Origin of the sequence: Streptococcus sanguinis, from assembly GCF_003943655.1 — a bacterium.
In the GTDB taxonomy this organism is placed as follows: Bacteria; Bacillota; Bacilli; order Lactobacillales; family Streptococcaceae; genus Streptococcus; species Streptococcus sanguinis_F.
The window spans coordinates 138,834-158,149 of the sequence record NZ_RJMM01000003.1 but is presented as its reverse complement, the minus strand read 5'-3'; the positions used below and the strand labels follow the sequence as shown (position 1 = coordinate 158,149).

Genomic DNA, 19,316 nt, shown 5'->3' with positions numbered 1-19,316 from the left:
GGGAATAAGAAAGTATGAAAATAAAGAGAATTAAAGACCAATATGTCCGACAGATTCAAGTTGTTTTGATTATTTATTTGGTTTGCTGTATTCTGCGGATTGCAGAATACATGATTTTGAGGACGGATCAGACATTCTGGGGAGAATCTTTTGTCCACAAACTCCTAGGGCTGGTACTTCTGGTCCCAGCTTTGCGTTTTTACGGCCTGAATTTTAAACAAATTGGCTTGGGGACAAAAAACTTGTTCCGTCGTGTTAGTCTAGGGCTAATCTGGGGGAGTCTATTTTTTGCTTTAGCTTATCTGGTAGAAATCGCTGTGTTGCTGAGTCAAGGAAATTTTCTGGGGCTTGATTTTTATGTATCTGCTTATTCGGTCAACGGCAATATCGGCCAGCAAAGAGGCTTTCTTTTTCTATTGATCTGTCTGGCAGGCAATCTCATCAATGTCCTCATGGAAGAAGGAATCTTCCGTGGACTTTTTCAAAAAGTTTTTGAAAGAAAATACAGCTTTATAAAAGCAGCTCTTTTTTCCAGTCTGCTTTTTGGTTTCTGGCATATCATGGCACCCTTCAGAAGTTTGCTTGATGGCGAAATGAGCTTGACAGGCTTCTGGATTAATAGTTTGATTTTAGTTCTCACTAGTTTTCTGATTGGTCTTCAGTTTGCTCTTATGGCTAAGATGACGGGCAGTCTCTATATGGGCATGGTTGTTCATTTTGTTAATAACACGGTGGTTAATCTGCTTCATGTCCTATCAAAAGGTGGAGTGGATAAGCTATTGAGTCTTCGAATCACCGTGGCTCAGACCTTGTCATTTTTAGTACTCTTGATCTACTATAAAATACGAAAGCGGTCGCGCCATTGAGTTCTTTATACCTCAGTTTTCTTTTCGACTTATCTCAACGAGGCATCTAAAAAGCAGGCAATCACTGAATTGCTTGCTTTTCTTCTTATAATGGTCTTTTATTTGGCATGCCGGCTTTGCGGGGGTATTTATTGGGGGTTTCTTTCTTCTTTTCCACCACCGTAATAAAGCGAGGGTCACCGTTTGGCAGGGCGTAGCTGAGGTTGTCTTGGACCTTGCTAAAGAGTAAGTTGAGGGCATTTTTTGCTTCTTCCAGTTCTTCTGGAGCATTAGAAGCCTTGAGCGCTAGGAGCTTGCCACCCACTTTTAGATAGGGAATGGTCAGTTCAGACAGAACTTGCATGCGAGCGACTGCACGAGCAGTGACCAGGTCAAATTGAGCCCGAAAGGCCTTGTCCTGAGCAAAGTCTTCTGCGCGGCCGTGGTAGAAGTGAACCTTGTCCAGCCCGAGCTCCTCTGCCAGCAGCTTGAGGAAGTTGATTCGTTTGTTGAGGGAGTCGATGATAGTCACATCTAGCTGAGGACAGATGATTTTCATGGGGAGACTAGGAAAGCCAGCACCGGCTCCGATATCCAGCAGTTTAAGCTCTTGATTATCAATCAGGCATTGCAAAACGGGCGCTATTGAATCATAGAAATGCTTGAGATAAACTTCATTTTTCTCGGTGATAGCTGTCAGATTGATTTTTTCATTCCATTCGACCAAGAGTTCAAAATAACGCTCAAACTGGTCTTTCTGGCGGTCGGTCAGTTCGATTCCCTGCTGGGCTAAGAGCTGGTAAAATTCTTGCGGTGTCATAGTTTCATCCTTGTTTGTCAGTATTCATCCTATTATATCACAAAAAGAAGTCCTCGGCATTCTGCCAAAGGGCCTCTTTTCTTATATGCCAATCTGATTGAGCTCCGCTAATAGCAGCTGGCGCCGCTCATCCTGATTAGCGGTTTGCTCAAAGAGAACTTCTTTTTTTATCTTGCCATCTAAAATAAGCAGCACCTTGTCGGCATAGGTAGCCACACTGGCATCGTGCGTCACTAGGAGAATGCTTGCGCCCTGCTGGTGGAAGTGCTGCATGAGCTCCATAGCTTGACGGCCAGCCTGAGAGTTGAGGGCTCCTGTCGGCTCGTCAGCAAAAATGATTCGAGGCTGGTTCATGAGAGCTCGGCAGATGCCGGCTCGCTGGAGCTGGCCGCCCGATACCTGATGGATAGAGCGGTTGGCAATGTCCTTAATTCCGGTCAGAGCCATTAACTCCTTGGCTCGCTCATAGGCTACCTTTCGCTCACTGCTTTTCTTACCAATAATACTCGGTAGGCAGATGTTGTCTAGGATATTGAGATTTTTCAGGAAGGTTGCCTGCTGGAAGACAAAGCCGAAAGCCTCTCTGCGAAGGCGGTCTAAGTCTTTATCTTTCATGGCTAGCAAGTCCTGTTCCTGGTAAAGAATCTGTCCTTGGTCAGGTCTGTCAATGGTGGATAGAAGATTGAGAAGAGTGGATTTCCCGCAGCCAGACGGCCCCATGATGGCGATGAATTGGCCGCTTTCAATCTCTAGCGACAAATCACGGAGAATGGGCTCCTGATTTTCCTGATAGCTTTTGCTGAGGTTATGTGCTTCTAATAACATGGGCTTCTCCTCGGATGTAAAATAAATGCTAAGTGCTCGGAAGCTATCTGCTTAAGGTCAATGTTCCTTGAGATAACGTCCAATTTCCAGCTTGTTCAGCGCTCGGAGACTGATGTGTGCTGCTGTGAGTCCACTAAGAAGCAGAGCCAGCGGTGTCCATAGAAAAGTAAAGGACTTATTGGTGATGAGCTGGAGTTTGCTGATACCGAAGCTGCTGAGCAGCAGACTGCAGACTTCTTGCCCTAGGCTAAGGAGCAGCAGGTCGGCTATTGCCAGAGCCAGCATCAAGATGAAGCAGACGGCGAGCAGGTAGTGGCTCCTGAGTCGTTCACTGCCAAATCCCAGCATCCGATAAAGTGCCAAGTCAGCTTGGTCCTTGGTGAAAATCATATAGACAAAGAGAGTCATTAGGATGAAGACAATGCCAAGCCCTGTCCAGAAAACACTGGTCTGAATCAGGCGGAGCATGGCCAGAGTGTCATCAAAAGTCTGATGGAAAAAGTCTTCTACGTCGGTTAATTTATAGTTGGAATACCGTTTTTTCCAATCGTTGATTTTTTTAGCTTTGTTGCTAACATCTTTAAGACGGATGGTCGTCAGACTATTGAGCGTTTGCGCTTGCTTTGTCACAAAGACAGCCTTGGCGGTCTTGCCGCCGTAAGTCAGATCTGAGTAGATACCGACTACTTTTAGTTTTCTGGCTTGACCGTCTACCGTCAAGGTCAAGCTGTCCCCTACTTTTAGCTTGAGCTCTTCTGCCTTAAGCTTGGAGAGGGCAATTTCATGCTCGTTTTTAGGATAGCGGCCTTGGCTGTATTTGACTGGAAATCCTGCATGGTTTCCCAGCGTTACGCGCAGCTGCTGGATCTGACCTTGATGATCCAGATAGAAAAAATTCTGGCTCTGGTACTGACTGATTTCGGCGATATCCTTGTCTGCCCGCAGTTCTTTCAGAAGCTGGGCAGCCTTGGTATCGATATCTTCAGTCTGAGAAATATCTATCAGCACATCTGCCTGACCAGCTCCCAGATACTGGATGAAGTTCTTGTCCATCACAGTGCTATAGAGACTGGCTGGCAGCAGAATGAGCAGGCTAATCAAACTGACAATGAACAAGATAGTCAAATATAGTTTCTTATGATTGAGAATTATTTTCAGAGCGAAATAGGGTCTGTCTAAAAAGGGAATAGTCGGTAAGCCCATTTTCGGAGTAGAACGCGTCTCGGTTAGACTGTTGGAAGAAGCTAATCTTAAAGCTTGGCCGGGGGTCATTTTCTTAAAAGAGCTTAGAGGCCGGGCAGTTAGCCAGAAGACCAAGAGACAGAGCAGCAGAGCCACTAGCATTTCCAAAAGATAACTATAGAATGGCGTCGGACTTTGCCCCATAGACAGTGCCATCTGCTTTTTAAAAGGACCACTCAGAAGAAAGGACAGTCCCCAGCCTGCGATGGTTGCCAGAACCAGGCAGAAATAATACTTGGTCAGGTAGACCCTGCTGATAAATCTTTGGGGCAGCCCCATCACTTTCATAACAGCAATCTGCTGCAGTTCTTCTTGAATCTTGGTCAAGAGGGCAAAGCGCATGCAGAGAAAGGTGATGCCAATGATAGCCAAAACCAGCAGCCCCATGACTAGGATGACTAGAGCATCATTGAAGCCGTTAATCATCTTGATGGTCGGATAGGTAATCATAGGCGGCCCGTTGGACTCAAGCTCTGCATTTTTATAGGCTTGCTCGATAGCTGAGATTTGGCTAAGCTTATGCACTCGAAAGGCAATCAGGTTCTCATTAGATGCAAATGCTTCTTTTTTCAGATTCTGCAAATCAGCCTGCGAGATGAGGAAGCGCTTGGAGGAGACTAGACCTGCATTCATCTGGGCATCGCGGATAAAGCCCTTGACAGTCAGTTGTAGCTTGCCGACCTTTATTTGGTCACCGATCTTGATTTTTCCGTTGTTGTAGTAGTAGAGCGGGATATATACTTGCCCCGGCCGAGGCTGGGCTGGCTGGTTATTCTGATCTAGCAGAAAGTCAAAGTTTTGGTTCTGACTGGAAAAGCCATTATCCTGCGAGCTGTCCTGAAGCGAGTCTTTCTCATTGATGTGGATGGCTGATCCTTCTACATTGACAAAGTCTGTCAGCTGCCAAGAGGCAATTTCTGAATGCTGCTGGACGAAGTTTTGCAGGCGTTCTCGGTCGACGCTTCCGCTGTGCATCTGTAGCAGGTGAGGACTTTTAGCTGTTTCTACAAAGCGCTCAATTGAGCTAGTCAGACTAACGGTCAGGCGTGTAGCTGCAAAGCTTAGAGTCAGAGTCAGAAGCAGGAAAAGCCCGATGACCAGCATACTGACTTTATTTTCTTTTAAATCATTTTTTATCAAGCGTTGAAACATATTCCAGCTCCTTTACTGAACGTGCTCGGGAGAGCAGATAAGCACCGATGCTGATAGAGATACCGGATAGGATAAAGAGCAGACCGTAGCCTCTGCCTCCTCCAACACCGATGATTTTTCCGACAGAATTTGCCAGCCAACCAAAGTAAGTCAGCGAGGGTTTGAAAAGTGTATCCGCGACCCAACCCATGCTGGCATAGGCTAGCACATAGCCCAACTGAGAAATAATCCCAATGGTCCCCCAGACCTTACCTTGGTCAGCTTTGTTAATATTGATGCGGACCAGATAGTCAATGGCAGTATTGGCAAAAGGCAGAGCAGCAAAGAGGAGAAAGCCGAAGCTGCAAATCCAGATGAAGTTTTCCTTCATTCCCAGCCCAACCATGAAGAGCCCCAGTAGAAATAGAGATAGGCAGAGCATACGATGGAAGTGTTTTTTGATAGCAACTATCCCCAGAACCAATCCTCCTATCAGCATGCCACTGCTAGAGATGGTCATGACCCAGCCCACTGTCTTGGCATCTGCGAAAGCCAGCACCAAGGGAGAAAGCAGGATTTGGACTGTTCCCAGAAAGAAGGAAAAGCCTGTCCCAGCTAGGACTAAAATCCAGATGCCTTTTTTTCCATAGACGATTTGAAAACCTTTAAGGAAATCTGCCCAGAAACGACTATCGTTGCTATAAACTTGTGTGTGAATGCCTCTACGAGCGAGCAAGGTGCAGGCTACTGTCACGAAAATAGTTGAAAAGTCCAGCAACAGAATCGTGCTGATATGTCCACTCGCCAAAATCATTCCAGCCAAGGCTGGTGAAATCAGATAGCGGGCAATGCCATTAATCTGAGACAAACCAGTTGCTTTTGATAACTGATCCTCCGGCAGCAAGTCGGAAATCGTAGCTCGAAAGGCCGGATTGACCAAGGCTGAAAAGAACGAACTAATGGCAGCTCCGATACAGATAAAAATCAAAGCAGGATTCTTCAGACTAAAGTAAATCCAGAGAACTCCTAAGCCTGACAGACCATCTCCCAGAGCCATCAGCAATCTTCGGTCATAGCGATCTGCCAGAATTCCAGCCAGAGGGGTGACCAAAAGACCGGGCAGGAAAGCACAAAGCGTAACAAAAGAAGAAACAGAAACCAAACCGGTCAGCTGGAAGATATAAACTCCTAAAGCGAAAGAAGTCATACCAGAGCCGATTTCCGAGATGAGGCTTCCTATCCAAATCACTAAAAAGAGTCTAAAGCCTGATTGTTTCATAGTTGCCTCCTAATCTTGTGACGTCAAGTAAGTGAAAATAGTGAATCTAGTAATTAGCTGTCTAGCTGCTTTGAGTCTGAATCAGAGATAGAAAGGGATCAAAGTAACCTTTCCGGCTGTGAAAAATAGTTTCTAAAAAATAGAGAAAAGCCTGAAGTTTTTGCTGCTGTTTTTCTGGGGGAAGTGCTTGAAAGCTGCTGCCAAAAACTTGTAATGAATAAGTAAGAATCATTTCCAGGNTTTCATATGGATAGTCAGTTTTCATATCTCCAGCGGTGATGCCGTCTTGGATGATGGGAAGTAGAATCTGGGGTGCTCGTTCAAGAAGAATTTGATTGGTCTTTTCGTGCAGGAGCGCATTTTGCGGCTTGTTGAGATGCAGCAGCACTCCCTCTCCCTCTTGATGATTAAGATTTAGAGCAGCCATGCTGCCAACCAAGCGCTCTATGATAGTCAATTCACGATTATCAGCAAAGGCTTGGGAAGCTGTAAATGCTCTTTCAATGGTTCGCTCAATGATGGCATCCATTATCTCTTCCTTAGAAGAAAAGTAATAGTAGAGAGTACCGCGGGCGATTTGAGTCGCTTCTAAAATCTGGGAGATAGAGGTTTGGTCAAAGCCTTGCTCCATAAAAAGCTTCTGAGCAGTATCTAAGATAAAGTCTTTTTTATTGGCCATAGTTGCATCCTTTTTAGTAGTAAAATTTTATTCGACCGACAGTCGGTTTATCCTTTCCTTTATCATACATCTTTTCTAAATCCATGTCAAGAATAAAGACAGTTCCACTATTTTTTGATATAATAAGTCTAATCAAAATTGAAGGAGTATATCATGACTTTTATTATTATTCTTATTATTGTCGCGGTTTTAGCATTCTTTGTCGTTGGCGCATACAATACCTTGGTTAAAAGCCGCATGCAGACTCAGGAAGCTTGGAGCCAGATTGATGTGCAGCTCAAACGCCGTAATGATTTGATTCCCAACCTCTTGGAAACGGTCAAAGGCTATGGGAAGTATGAGCAGGCAACCTTGGAAAAGGTAACACAACTGCGCAACCAAGTAGCTTCAGCTGCTTCACCAGCAGAAGCTATGCAAGCCAGTGACGCCCTTTCTCGTCAGATTTCTGGAATCTTTGCAGTAGCTGAAAGCTATCCAGATCTGAAAGCTAACACTAACTACCTGAAGTTGCAGGAAGAGCTGACCAATACAGAAAATAAAATTGCTTATTCTCGTCAGCTTTATAATTCAGTAACTAGCAACTACAATGTCAAGCTGGAAACTTTCCCAAGCAATATTGTTGCAGGAATGTTTGGCTTTAAAGCTGCAGACTTCCTCAAAACACCAGAAGAAGAAAAGGCTGTACCAAAAGTTGACTTTGGCAGCACTGGACTAGGTGACTAAGATGCTATTTGATCAAATTGCCAGCAATAAAAGGAGGACTTGGCTCCTCCTTATCGCTTTTTTCGGTCTCTTAGCTCTTGTTGGAGCAGCTATTGGCTATCTCTGGCTGCGGTCTGCTGTTGGTGGTGTCTTGCTAGCCTTGATTATCGGCGCGATTTATGCCGGAGTGATGATTTTTCAGTCTACAGAGGTTGTCATGGCTATGAACGGGGCTCGCGAGGTCTCTGAGCAGGAAGCGCCTGAGCTCTATCATATCGTACAAGATATGGCCATGGTGGCTCAGATTCCGATGCCACGTGTCTATATCGTAGAGGATCCCTCTCCCAATGCTTTTGCAACTGGCTCTAAGCCGGAAAATGCAGCTGTCGCAGCAACGACAGGTATCTTGCAAATCATGAATCGTGAGGAGCTTGAGGGAGTGATTGGCCATGAAGTCAGTCATATTCGTAATTATGATATCCGAATTTCAACAATTGCTGTGGCTTTAGCCAGTGCTATTACCCTATTGTCTAGCCTGGCTGGCCGGATGATGTGGTTTGGTGGCGGACGGCGCAGTAGTAATGATCGAGATAACGATAGTGGTTTGGGAATTATTCTCCTTATTGTATCACTGATTGCCATCATTCTGGCACCTTTGGCAGCTACCTTGGTGCAGTTAGCCATTTCTCGTCAGCGAGAGTTTCTGGCTGATGCTTCCAGTGTAGAGCTGACCCGCAATCCGCAAGGGATGATTAATGCCCTGCTCAAGCTGGATCGCAGTGAGCCTATGGAACATCATGTCGATGATGCAAGCGCAGCTCTCTATATCAGCGACCCTAAGAAAGAAGGCGGACTGAAGAAGCTTTTCTATACGCACCCTCCTATTTCAGAGCGGGTGGAGCGATTGAGACATATGTAAAAGCTGGGAGAAATCTCAGTTTTTTTATTGTTTATGCTATAATGATAGACGAATAATATAGTAAGTAGGAAATGTAATGAAAAAACTAAAAGCCTCTAAAGATTTATTTGCAATTTTTTATATTGTTAATTGGATTCTGTCTATAATAATAGCCCCCTTGGGTGGCTATGCAGTTATAGTTCTAATGCTATCTACTATAGAATTCCTGAGTTCAGGCAAGACAAGCATATTAATGCATTTTATGATGTTTAGTATGATTTTTAAGTGTGTTGTTCTAATCTATCTGTTTATTTATCTGATTTTGAGCTTTCGTTCGCTGATTCAGAGTATAAAGACAAGCAAGGACTCGCTTCATCTGGCTCCAATCAGTTTAATTCTGACTCTGTTGCTTCAGCTATTTCCATTCATCTTTGCTTTGAAACATACGCGAACCATAGAACCTTATCGCTGGTTGATAGGGGTTGTGCCACTATGCTCGATTTTGTCTTTCCTAAGCTATCTTTACGCTCGGTATGGACTCAAAGGACAAAGAAAGAAGGCACTGCTCTGGGCAGGGCATGTGGTTAATGGCATGCTAACTTTGCTCATGGTTGTAGCTTTTTTTCAACCTATCATTCCCCAATTAACACGAACCAGCCGAGTTCTCAGCAGCTTGGAGCAGGAGTACAAAAAGCGGGGTATGGATGCTAAGGTAGAGACTGTACCGAGTGGATACGGGGAAGAAGATTCGAATAATCCAGACTTTAATGATATATACCCAATCGGGAAATTTAAAGTAACTATTGGCAAGCATTCTTTCTATGAAGAAGTTCGAGTCAATAAGGCGGGAGGTATTGACGAAGCTGCGTTTATTGATCCGAAAACAACACCTTCTCCCATACTGCGAGTTATTCTCCAAAAGGAAAATAGTCAAGAAAATCTAATCAAAACGAAAGAAAACGTAGAAAAAAGTCTAGATAATATAGATGAGAGTGTTAATATCATTCCTCATTATGGGAATACAGAGGTTTCTGTAGAGTACATAACTAATCCTAAGCGCTCAAAACCCAAGAGCTTTGAGGAAAAAGATTTCAAGTTAAATTCTCTCTTTGATCTTACTGATGAGAAATTGCTAGAAAAAGAAGATGTTTGGATCAGTATTAGAATTGAGCTGAATCTGAAGCAAAGGCTCTTTGCTTCAGATTCAGGGGAAAAATTCTTGCATGATATGGACTATTCTCTCTTTCAGACAGGAAACTATGTCTTTGAGATAGAGGAGACAGACAAGGATAATTTTACTAGCAAAAAGCAATTTTTTGCTAAAATTAAGGACGGAAAGTTAGTCCAGTTAAACAAGAACGACAGTGACCAAGACTTGACTGAAGGGTCAGTATCATTGCTAGAATACTCTTATCGTGGTAGTATAGGCTATTCCATAGACGAAGGGTATGACCACATGGTTGATTGGCCTGATTGATACGGAAATGAATAGAAGAGGGGGAATTTTATGATTCTATTCCCTCTTTTTTTAGTCAAATCTATTTTAGTTCATTAGGTAGATTCATTTTACTTCCTTTCATTCATGTCTAAAAAATATTCGTTTAGATTTTGTTACAGTTTCATTTCAGTTGTCTATAAACCTTAGATTATCCAAGTTTATTTTTGTATAAGTAAGGAGGCTAGATTTAAAAAAGCCAGTGTTTTCAAGTTGTCAGGTTGAACCCTCCTGACTTTCTTATAAAATTAGCATTTTCTTGAAAACTATAAAATTTTCAGAAAAAATCACTATATTGAGTTATTTTATTATTCAAGTTAATCTATTTGTATCATTTAGAAATACAAAGTAGTTTTTTTGTAACATATTCGAAATATATTACTAGTATATTAAATTTAGTAAAAAATTTTATTGCATATATGAAACCGAGGGCTCAATATGTTGAAAACATTTGGAAAAATTTTCAAAGTCATTAGAGAATCAAAAAATATGTCTCTTAAAGAGGCGGCAGCCGGAGATATTTCGGTGGCTCAGCTGTCTCGTTTTGAGCGGGGAGTCAGTGGTATCACGCTTGATTCTTTCTATTGCTGCTTAAAGAATATGGCTGTTTCTCTAGACGAATTTCAGTATGTTTACCATAACTACATTGAGGCAGATGATGCGCTTTTCTCAAAAAAAGTAGCTGATGCTTATCAGGAAAACAATGTCGTCAAGCTCCAAAGTATATTGGCTAGCTCAGAAGCTTTGGCTGAAAAGTTCCCTGAGAAGAAGAATTATAGGCTTAATACAATTGTTGTTAGAGCAGTATTGTCTTCCTGCAGTCCAGATTTTCAGATTAGCAAGAAAGATATAGAATTTCTGACCGATTATCTCTTTTCCGTTGAGGAGTGGGGGCGTTATGAGCTCTGGCTCTTTACTAATAGTGTGGATCTATTGACCTTGGAAACACTGGAGACCTTTGCTAGTGAGATGATTAACCGCACCCAGTTTTATAATAATCTACCGGAGAATCGCCGGCGTATTATCAAGATGCTGCTTAATGTTATCAGCGTCTGCATAGAGAGTAATCATTTGCTAGTTGCTATGAGATTCCTCAATTATCTTGACCATTCTAAAATCCCTGAGACAGATCTTTATGATCGGATGCTGATTAAGTATCATAGGGCTCTTTATTCTTACAAGGTTGGGAATAGCTATGCTCTGAGTGATATTGAGGAGTGCTTATCTTTCTTGGAATTTTTAGATTCCTTCGGTGTTGCCCAGAAGCTCAAGGCTCAGTTTGAAAGGATTTGCCTTTCCCAGTTGCAGATGTGCAAATAAAATAGACTCATTTCTAAAAATATACTAGAATAAGAGTATAACTTTATACCAAATTCAGAAGGAGGCTTTATGATGGAGAAAAAAATTCATTATAAGATGCATAAAGTTAAGAAGAACTGGGTAGCCATCGGTGTGACTACCTTAGCACTTATCGTAGCACCAAAAGTACTTGGTCTCGAAGCAGGTCTTGTCCACGCTGATGATGTTAAGCAGGTGGCAGTTCAAGAACCAACTGCAGCTCAGGATAGTGGCTCAGGGCAGCCAGTTCAAGTACAAGCTAACTCAGCTTCTCAGTTGGAAGCAGAAAAAGCAACTTCTGCAGACAAGGTGACTGATGCTGCTGTAGCCAGTGAAAAAACTGCTAAAACTGCAGCAAATACGGAAGCGACAGCTCAAACAGATGCTCAAGAGCCAGCTAAGCCGGCAGTAGAAGAAGCAGCAACTACAGAAAAAGCAGCCGTTGCTGAAGAAGCAAAAGCAGCTAATGCAACATCAGAAACTGCTAAAACTGCAGCAATTGCTCAGGATAGACAAGCAAGTCCAGCAACTGCTGACAAACAAGCAAAAAAGACTGTTACAGACAAAATTGTTGCAAATCCAAAGGTTGCAAAGAAAGATCGCTTGCCAGAACCGGTTCAAAGACAGGGAGCGATAGCTGAAAGAATGCGTGCTGCTCAAGCTCAAGCGGCGCCTGTTAATACTGAGCATGATGATGATGTGCTGGCTCACATCAAGACGATTGATGGCAAGAAATACTATGTTCAGGACGACGGTACAGTTAAAAAGAATTTTGCAGTTGAGCTTAATGGAAAAGTTCTTTATTTCGATGCAGAGACCGGAGCCTTGGTTGATTCAGCTGAGTATCAATTCCAGCAAGGTACTAGCAGCCTCAACAATGAATTTACCAGAATGAATGCCTTCCATGGTACAACGGATAAGGACATCGAAACAGTAGATGGCTATTTGACAGCAGATAGCTGGTACCGTCCAAAAGCTATCCTCAAGGATGGAAAAACATGGACAGCATCAACAGAAACAGACCTACGTCCCCTTTTAATGGCTTGGTGGCCTGATAAGCAAACGCAGATTAGCTATCTCAACTATATGAACCAGCAAGGTTTGGGAGCAGGAGCTTTTGAAAACAAAGTGGAACAAGCTATCCTGACAGGTGCTTCTCAGCAGGTTCAGCGCAAAATTGAAGAAAGAATCGGTAAAGAAGGCGATACTAAATGGCTGAGAACACTGATGGGCGCATTTGTCAAAACTCAGCCAAACTGGAACATTAAGACAGAGTCTGAAACAACTGGTACTAATAAGGACCACTTGCAAGGCGGAGCTCTGCTTTATACCAATAGTGATAAGACTTCTCATGCTAATTCTAAGTACCGCATCCTGAACCGCACACCAACCAACCAAACTGGTACACCTAAGTACTTCATTGACAAGTCAAATGGTGGTTATGAGTTCCTGCTAGCTAACGACTTTGACAACTCTAATCCAGCTGTTCAGGCTGAGCAACTCAACTGGCTGCACTTTATGATGAACTTCGGTAGCATTGTAGCCAATGATCCGACTGCTAACTTTGACGGGGTTCGTGTCGATGCGGTAGACAATGTCAATGCAGACTTGCTCCAGATTGCCTCTGACTACTTCAAGTCTCGCTACAAGGTTGGAGAAAGTGAAGAGCAGGCTATTAAGCACCTGTCTATCTTGGAAGCTTGGTCTGACAACGACCCTGACTACAACAAGGACACCAAGGGTGCTCAATTGCCGATTGATAATAAGCTTCGTCTGTCCTTGCTTTATTCGTTCATGCGTAAGCTTTCTATCCGTAGCGGAGTAGAGCCAACGATTACTAATAGTCTGAATGACCGCTCTGCTGAAAAGAAAAATGGCGAACGGATGGCCAACTATATCTTTGTCCGAGCTCATGACAGCGAAGTACAAACTGTTATTGCCGACATCATCCGGGAAAATATCAATCCAAATACTGATGGTTTGACCTTTACCATGGATGAGCTCAAGCAAGCCTTCAAGATTTACAACGAAGATATGCGCAAGGCAGACAAGAAGTATACGCAGTTCAACATTCCAACTGCTCATGCTCTCATGCTCTCCAACAAGGACTCCATCACTCGGGTCTACTATGGGGATCTCTATACTGATGATGGCCAATATATGGAGAAGAAATCTCCTTACCACGACGCTATCGATGCCTTGTTGCGGGCTCGGATTAAGTATGTAGCTGGTGGTCAGGATATGAAAGTTACCTATATGGGTGTACCTCGTGAGGCTGATAAATGGTCTTACAATGGTATCTTGACCTCTGTTCGTTATGGTACCGGTGCCAACGAAGCAACGGATGAAGGAACAGCAGAGACCCGTACCCAAGGGATGGCAGTTATTGCTTCTAACAACCCTAACCTGAAACTGAACGAGTGGGATAAACTGCAAGTCAATATGGGAGCAGCTCATAAGAATCAATACTACCGTCCTGTGCTCTTGACGACCAAAGATGGCATTTCCCGCTATCTAACTGACGAAGAAGTGCCGCAATCCCTCTGGAAGAAGACAGATGCCAATGGTATTTTGACCTTTGATATGAATGATATCGCAGGCTACAGCAATGTCCAAGTTTCTGGTTATCTGGCTGTTTGGGTACCAGTTGGTGCTAAGGCAGATCAGGATGCTCGTGTAACAGCTAGCAAGAAGAAAAATGCCAGCGGTCAGGTTTACGAGTCTAGCGCAGCCCTTGATTCTCAGCTGATTTACGAAGGTTTCTCTAACTTCCAAGACTTTGCAACCCGTGATGATCAGTATACCAATAAAGTCATTGCTAAAAATGTCAACCTCTTCAAAGAATGGGGAGTGACTTCATTTGAGCTGCCGCCGCAGTATGTATCTAGCCAGGACGGGACTTTCCTAGACTCTATCATACAGAATGGTTATGCCTTTGAAGACCGTTATGACATGGCAATGAGCAAGAACAATAAATATGGTTCTTTAAATGACCTGCTCAATGCTCTCCGTGCTCTTCACAGTGTCAATATCCAAGCCATTGCGGACTGGGTGCCAGACCAAATCTATAACCTGCCAGGTAAAGAAGTGGTAACGGCAACTCGTGTCAACAACTACGGAACCTACCGTGAAGGCGCAGAAATCAAGGAAAAACTTTACGTTGCCAATACTAGAACGAATGGTACAGACTATCAAGGCAAGTATGGTGGAGCCTTCTTGGATGAACTCAAAGCTAAATACCCAGAAATCTTTGAACGAGTACAGATTTCCAACGGCCAAAAGATGACGACTGATGAGAAGATTACCAAGTGGTCAGCTAAACACTTCAACGGTACCAATATCTTAGGTCGTGGTGCTTACTATGTTCTTAAAGATTGGGCTAGCAACGAATATCTCAATAACAAGAATGGTGAGATGGTACTGCCTAAGCAACTGGTCAATAAGAAAGCTTCTACTGGATTTGTCAAAGATACTACTGGATTCAAGTACTATTCAACTAGTGGATATGAGGCTAAGAATTCCTTTATCCAAGATGAAAATGGAAATTGGTATTACTTCGATAAACGAGGTTATCTAGCAACAGGCGCGCAAGAAATTGACGGCAAACAGCTCTACTTCCTCAAGAATGGCATTCAGTTACGTGACTCTCTCCGTGAAGATGAAAATGGCAATCAGTATTACTATGATAAGACCGGTGCCAAGATTCTTAATCGTTACTACACTACAGACGGCCAAAACTGGCGTTACTTTGATGCCAAGGGTGTCATGGCTAGAGGTCTGGTAACTCTGGGTGGCAATCAGCAATTCTTCGACCAAAATGGCTACCAAGTCAAGGGCAAGATTGCGCGTGCCAAAGATGGTAAACTTCGTTACTTTGATAAGGATTCAGGTAATGCTGCTGCTAACCGCTTTGCCCAAGGTGATAATCCAAGTGACTGGTACTATTTCGGAGCAGATGGTGTTGCAGTAACAGGTCTTCAAAAACTTGGCCAGCAAACACTTTACTTCGACCAAGATGGCAAGCAAGTCAAGGGTAAAATCGTGACACTTGCAGACAAGAGTATCCGTTACTTCGATGCTAATTCAGGAGAAATGGCAGTCGGCAAGTTTGCAGAAGGATCTAAGAATGAATGGTATTACTTCGATCAAGCTGGTAAAGCAGTGACAGGTCTTCAGAAGATTGGCCAACAAACCCTTTATTTCGACCAAGATGGTAAGCAAGTCAAAGGTAAAGTAGTAACTCTGTCTGATAAATCTATCCGTTACTTCGATGCTAATTCTGGAGAAATGGCAGTCGGCAAGTTTGCAGAAGGTGCCAAGAACGAATGGTATTACTTCGATCAGGCTGGTAAAGCAGTGACAGGTCTTCAGAAGATTGGCCAACAAACCCTTTACTTCGACCAAAATGGTAAGCAAGTCAAAGGACAGCTAGTAACTCTGGCTGATAAATCAATCCGTTACTTCGATGCCAACTCAGGAGAAATGGCAGCCAACAAGTTTGTTGAAGGTGCCAAGAACGAATGGTATTACTTCGATCAGGCTGGTAAAGCAGTGACAGGTTTGCAGCAGATTGGCCAACAAACCCTTTACTTCGACCAAAATGGCAAGCAAGTCAAAGGTAAGATTGTCTATGTCAATGGTGCTAACCGTTACTTTGATGCCAATTCCGGAGAAATGGCGCGCAATAAATGGATTCAGCTAGAAGATGGAAGTTGGATGTACTTTGACCGCAATGGTAGAGGCAGACGCTTCGGCTGGAACTAATAGCAATAGAATAGGCTAAATGAAACTTAATCTTTAGCTTTCTAATAGACAAAAACGATAACTTCTTATTTGGAAGTTATCGTTTTTTGCTGTCTTCTGGGAGAACAAACATAAAAACAAAATTAAATCTATCAAATTTCTTTAATATCTTTCTTTTTTTCAATAGATAGGAGCAGAGCAATCACACCGATAATGCTGAAGATGAGCCAGCTAGCGTTCATATTCCAGATGGCCAGGCTGCTGAAGACCATAGTACCAAAGGGGACAGAGAAAGAAAAGAGCAGACTCAGAAAGCTGGAAGTCTGAGCGAGAACATCAGAAGGCAGTTTGCTCAGTAAGAGGGTGTTGATTTTGGGATTGATCTTGCCAGAGATATAAGCTAGTAAAAATCCAAAAGCAATGCCGACGAAAACAGGCAGATGCAAGAAATTGCTGACAGCAAGCAGAATCATTGTGAGAGCAGCCCAGAGGGTTAGTTGATTAAGCGATAGGCGGCTAAAGTAATCGTTGGGCGTCAGGCTGGCTGCGATTATGGCTAGGACAAGAGTGGTCTGAAGAACCAAGAGAGATTGACTAAAGGACAGCTGGAAGATGGGATTGTCCAGCAAGTAGAGATTATAAAGAGCTATAAGAGAACCTGCCATAGCGTTGACGATAAGGATTTGAGCCAACAGTTTGAGAAAATTGCTAGAACCTTCCTGCTCAAAGATGAGCTTGGACGATGTGTACATTTTCTTCAATTCTTCTTTCAGAGGAGCTTTTTTCTCAGAAATTGCCACTGGGTTATGGGTCAATCTGCGGCGGACTAGATAGAGGATGGTGGAGGATAGGAGAAAGGTCAGGGCGTTAACCAAAGCCACTAGGAAAAAGTCTTGCTGGCTGACGGTCAGGAGCCAAACTCCCAAAGCTTGTCCGGCCAGGCTGCAGAGAAAGCTGATAAGCTGGGTAAAAGAGAAGGCTTCCATAAGGTCTTTCTCTGGAACATTCTTTTTCAAAATCGGCATTTGCAGGCCGCTCCGATAGTCGCTGATGATATCAGAAAGGATATTCATCAAGCAGACGGCTGAGAAGGCTAGATAAGAGCTGGAGCGAGTCATGAAGGCAACAAGGACAAAGAGCAGGGCTTGAAGATAACCAAAATGAATCAACCAGCGAGCCTTATGGCCGGTCCTGTCAGCTTTGATACCAGCAAAGATAGTAAAGAATGTCGGAACCAAGACGATAAAATTAGCCACAGCAATAGCAAACTTGGGATTGGGCATGCTGGAAGCAAATACCACAAAAACAATATTGAAAATAGAAGCTCCCAAGGTGTTGAAGATTCGGGAAAGGCTGAGTGAGGCATAGACCCCATTTTTAAAAAATAATTTCATCGTAGACTCCTTTTCTAAACTGCTAGATTGTATAAAAGCTGATTGGGTGCATCTGTAATCTGGCTTTTGTTTTTTCTCTTTCTGATGACCATTATAGACCGTTTAAAGCCAAAAACAAGGGCTTTTCGGCAACTGGTTAGGTCTCATAAGTAAGTGGTAAAATTCTGAAAGTGACTTGCGCTAGCTCTTTCTGCTTTTAGTATAAAATAGAAAATCTAAGCAGCAGGAAATATTGCATATATTCAACGATTTTTTTGTGCAATTGTTAAGATGAGTAAGTTGGAGTATATTTTGCATAAAAAAACCACTTTTCAACTCAACATCGCTGAGCTTAGAAGTGGAGATTTGCATTATTTACTATATTTTTGAAAAGCAGTATCAAGGACTTCTTGATAGTAGTCAGCACTATGCTGACAGTTCAAGATTCGGAAAATATCGACAGCTTGCTTCATTTGCGAAAGCCCTTCTTCTTTTTGCCCTTTCAAACAAGCTAACTCTCCCTGAGCAAAGAGATAGACAATTCGGAAGTAAGTCTCATTTTCTTCGTAAAAGTGTCGCTCAATGACTTGTTGGAAATAGTCTGCCTGGGTGATATTTTCCTGACTGATGGCCAGCAAATATCCATTAAGAAAAGTAGTGTGCAGGGTGTTGCGATTGTTGACAAACAAGGTAGCAAAATCCTTTCTTGAGAGGATTTCTTTGGTGTATTGGGAAAACAAGTCTAGAGATAAAACCGGAGTGCAGACAGAGAAGAGATTGAGTTCGTAGCGCCCCCAAATGTCAACTGAAAAGAGGTAATCATGGAGGAAATCCAGTTCTCCTGGACTGGCCTTTTCAGACTCCTTGAGGGCACAGAGATAGGCCTTTACAATCAGGCGCTCAACCCAATCGCTAGCCTTCTTGCTTTTTTGAGTGATTTTTTCTTTTTCCAGATAAAGTTCCTCTAAGAGGTCAAGCTGATTGGCTTGCAACAGGTCTTGAATTTGGCTTAAGAGTTCCTTGTGAGAATGATGATCCTGGATGCCGGCTGCAACGGTAAATTCTTCCGTTTCCGTGTGGATGGCGCTGAGAGCGCTAAAAAGTTTCTGTGCCGAAAGTTCGCTCTGCCCATTTTCAAAGCGAGAGAGCATAGATTTTGAAAATTCTCCGCCAGTTGCTTCGGATAAAGAGATGTGCCTTGCCTCTCGAAAAAATCTAAAAATCTGTCCTAGATGTTCCATTGTCTTCCCTCTTTGCATTTTATTATAACAAAATAATTTTCAATAACATCGAAGTGCTCAAACATGATATAATATAAAGAAAAAAACAAAGAGGAACTTATGTTGCATATTCAAGAAATTCGGAAGAATCCAGATGGTCTAGCTTTTGAGAAAAAGCTGGACTTGGCAGAGGAGTTAAAAGAGCGCAATCCTGAGATTTTAGACGTTCAGGATATTGTAGCCAAAGGAAAGGTTCAATATGAAGACGGCCTTTATTTTCTGGATTATGACTTGTCATATACCATTACCTTAACGTCCAGTCGTAGCATGGAGCCAGTGGAACTCAAGGAGTCTTATCTAGTCAACGAAATTTTCATGGAAGAAGGACAGGCTGCATCGCAGGAACTGATTGATCAGGACTTGGTGCTTCCGATTGAAAATGGCGAGATTAATATAGCTGAGAGTGTAGCTGACAATATCCTGATGAATATTCCACTGAAAATCCTAACAGCTGAGGAAGAAGCCGGCCAAGGTTTTCTGTCTGGTCAGGACTGGCAGGTTATGACGGAAGAGGAATTCGCCGCTGCCCAGGAAGCTCAAAAAGAGAAGAACAATCCTTTCGCCGGTTTGCAAGGACTGTTTGATGAATAATTCTTGTNAAAATTTTGAAAATAATTTGAGAATTTGAAATAATTTGTTATACTAAGTATAAAAAGAAAATAGACA

The 19,316-nt window shown here is 42.9% G+C and carries 14 protein-coding genes; 7 read left to right on the top strand and 7 right to left on the bottom strand.

Translation table 11 applies throughout. The features are described 5' to 3' along the window. Positions 1-14 precede the first annotated feature (14 nt). On the top strand, positions 15-866 hold the full coding sequence (locus D8886_RS02990) for a CPBP family intramembrane glutamic endopeptidase (RefSeq protein ID WP_125434192.1): 852 nt from the start codon (positions 15-17) through the stop codon (positions 864-866). 85 nt (positions 867-951) lie between these two features. Here D8886_RS02990 and rsmG read toward each other — a convergent pair whose 3' ends face one another. The 5 genes from rsmG to D8886_RS02965 form a co-directional block, all read right to left on the bottom strand. Then, positions 952-1,665, bottom strand: coding sequence for a 16S rRNA (guanine(527)-N(7))-methyltransferase RsmG (rsmG, locus tag D8886_RS02985; RefSeq protein WP_125434191.1), 714 nt, complete (start codon positions 1,663-1,665; stop codon positions 952-954). An 81-nt stretch (positions 1,666-1,746) separates the two neighbouring features. Continuing rightward, entirely contained in the window at positions 1,747-2,490 is a 744-nt protein-coding gene (locus D8886_RS02980) for an ABC transporter ATP-binding protein (RefSeq protein ID WP_125434190.1), read from the bottom strand. A gap of 57 nt (positions 2,491-2,547) precedes the next feature. After that, complete coding sequence (locus D8886_RS02975; RefSeq protein WP_125434189.1) at positions 2,548-4,884, bottom strand: ABC transporter permease; 2,337 nt, start codon at positions 4,882-4,884, stop codon at positions 2,548-2,550. Further along, positions 4,859-6,142 (bottom strand): MFS transporter, encoded by a 1,284-nt coding sequence (locus D8886_RS02970; RefSeq protein WP_125434188.1) that lies wholly within the window; start codon positions 6,140-6,142, stop codon positions 4,859-4,861. Before D8886_RS02970 ends, D8886_RS02975 begins: the two co-directional genes overlap by 26 nt. A gap of 61 nt (positions 6,143-6,203) precedes the next feature. After that, positions 6,204-6,821, bottom strand: a complete 618-nt coding sequence (locus tag D8886_RS02965) for a TetR/AcrR family transcriptional regulator (RefSeq protein ID WP_125434187.1) — start codon at positions 6,819-6,821, stop codon at positions 6,204-6,206. Positions 6,822-6,974: 153 nt separating this feature from the next. Between D8886_RS02965 and D8886_RS02960 the strand changes: the two genes are divergently transcribed. From D8886_RS02960 to D8886_RS02940, 5 genes are all read left to right on the top strand, one after another. After that, positions 6,975-7,544, top strand: coding sequence for a LemA family protein (locus tag D8886_RS02960; RefSeq protein WP_002900967.1), 570 nt, complete (start codon positions 6,975-6,977; stop codon positions 7,542-7,544). Position 7,545: 1 nt separating this feature from the next. Beyond that, positions 7,546-8,442 (top strand): zinc metalloprotease HtpX, encoded by an 897-nt coding sequence (gene htpX, locus D8886_RS02955; protein ID WP_125434186.1) that lies wholly within the window; start codon positions 7,546-7,548, stop codon positions 8,440-8,442. Between the two features lie 76 nt (positions 8,443-8,518). Continuing rightward, positions 8,519-9,898, top strand: a complete 1,380-nt coding sequence (locus D8886_RS02950) for an ABC transporter permease (RefSeq protein WP_125434185.1) — start codon at positions 8,519-8,521, stop codon at positions 9,896-9,898. A gap of 456 nt (positions 9,899-10,354) precedes the next feature. Next, positions 10,355-11,236, top strand: a complete 882-nt coding sequence (locus D8886_RS02945) for a helix-turn-helix domain-containing protein (RefSeq protein ID WP_002925598.1) — start codon at positions 10,355-10,357, stop codon at positions 11,234-11,236. Between the two features lie 69 nt (positions 11,237-11,305). Then, positions 11,306-16,018, top strand: a complete 4,713-nt coding sequence (locus tag D8886_RS02940; protein ID WP_125434184.1) for a glycoside hydrolase family 70 protein — start codon at positions 11,306-11,308, stop codon at positions 16,016-16,018. A 131-nt stretch (positions 16,019-16,149) separates the two neighbouring features. Here the strand turns inward: D8886_RS02940 and D8886_RS02935 are convergent, their stop codons facing one another. Both D8886_RS02935 and D8886_RS02930 read right to left on the bottom strand, forming a co-directional pair. Then, entirely contained in the window at positions 16,150-17,391 is a 1,242-nt protein-coding gene (locus tag D8886_RS02935) for an MFS transporter (protein ID WP_125434183.1), read from the bottom strand. 350 nt (positions 17,392-17,741) lie between these two features. Continuing rightward, positions 17,742-18,611 (bottom strand): Rgg/GadR/MutR family transcriptional regulator, encoded by an 870-nt coding sequence (locus D8886_RS02930; RefSeq protein ID WP_125434182.1) that lies wholly within the window; start codon positions 18,609-18,611, stop codon positions 17,742-17,744. Positions 18,612-18,710: 99 nt separating this feature from the next. On the opposite strand from D8886_RS02930, the gene D8886_RS02925 reads away from it, so the two are divergent. After that, positions 18,711-19,241: a YceD family protein gene (locus D8886_RS02925; RefSeq protein ID WP_002900960.1), complete on the top strand. Its 531-nt coding sequence runs from the start codon at positions 18,711-18,713 to the stop codon at positions 19,239-19,241. The last annotated feature ends 75 nt before the right edge of the window (positions 19,242-19,316 follow it).

Bases quoted from the DNA above. Each gene is read 5' to 3' on its own strand.
- D8886_RS02990 (WP_125434192.1), top strand. From the start codon at position 15: ATGAAAATAAAGAGAATTAAAGACCAATATGTCCGACAGATTCAAGTT.
- rsmG (WP_125434191.1), bottom strand. From the start codon at position 1,665: ATGACACCGCAAGAATTTTACCAGCTCTTAGCCCAGCAGGGAATCGAA.
- D8886_RS02980 (WP_125434190.1), bottom strand. From the start codon at position 2,490: ATGTTATTAGAAGCACATAACCTCAGCAAAAGCTATCAGGAAAATCAG.
- D8886_RS02975 (WP_125434189.1), bottom strand. From the start codon at position 4,884: ATGTTTCAACGCTTGATAAAAAATGATTTAAAAGAAAATAAAGTCAGT.
- D8886_RS02970 (WP_125434188.1), bottom strand. From the start codon at position 6,142: ATGAAACAATCAGGCTTTAGACTCTTTTTAGTGATTTGGATAGGAAGC.
- D8886_RS02960 (WP_002900967.1), top strand. From the start codon at position 6,975: ATGACTTTTATTATTATTCTTATTATTGTCGCGGTTTTAGCATTCTTT.
- htpX (WP_125434186.1), top strand. From the start codon at position 7,546: ATGCTATTTGATCAAATTGCCAGCAATAAAAGGAGGACTTGGCTCCTC.
- D8886_RS02950 (WP_125434185.1), top strand. From the start codon at position 8,519: ATGAAAAAACTAAAAGCCTCTAAAGATTTATTTGCAATTTTTTATATT.
- D8886_RS02945 (WP_002925598.1), top strand. From the start codon at position 10,355: ATGTTGAAAACATTTGGAAAAATTTTCAAAGTCATTAGAGAATCAAAA.
- D8886_RS02940 (WP_125434184.1), top strand. From the start codon at position 11,306: ATGATGGAGAAAAAAATTCATTATAAGATGCATAAAGTTAAGAAGAAC.
- D8886_RS02935 (WP_125434183.1), bottom strand. From the start codon at position 17,391: ATGAAATTATTTTTTAAAAATGGGGTCTATGCCTCACTCAGCCTTTCC.
- D8886_RS02930 (WP_125434182.1), bottom strand. From the start codon at position 18,611: ATGGAACATCTAGGACAGATTTTTAGATTTTTTCGAGAGGCAAGGCAC.
- D8886_RS02925 (WP_002900960.1), top strand. From the start codon at position 18,711: ATGTTGCATATTCAAGAAATTCGGAAGAATCCAGATGGTCTAGCTTTT.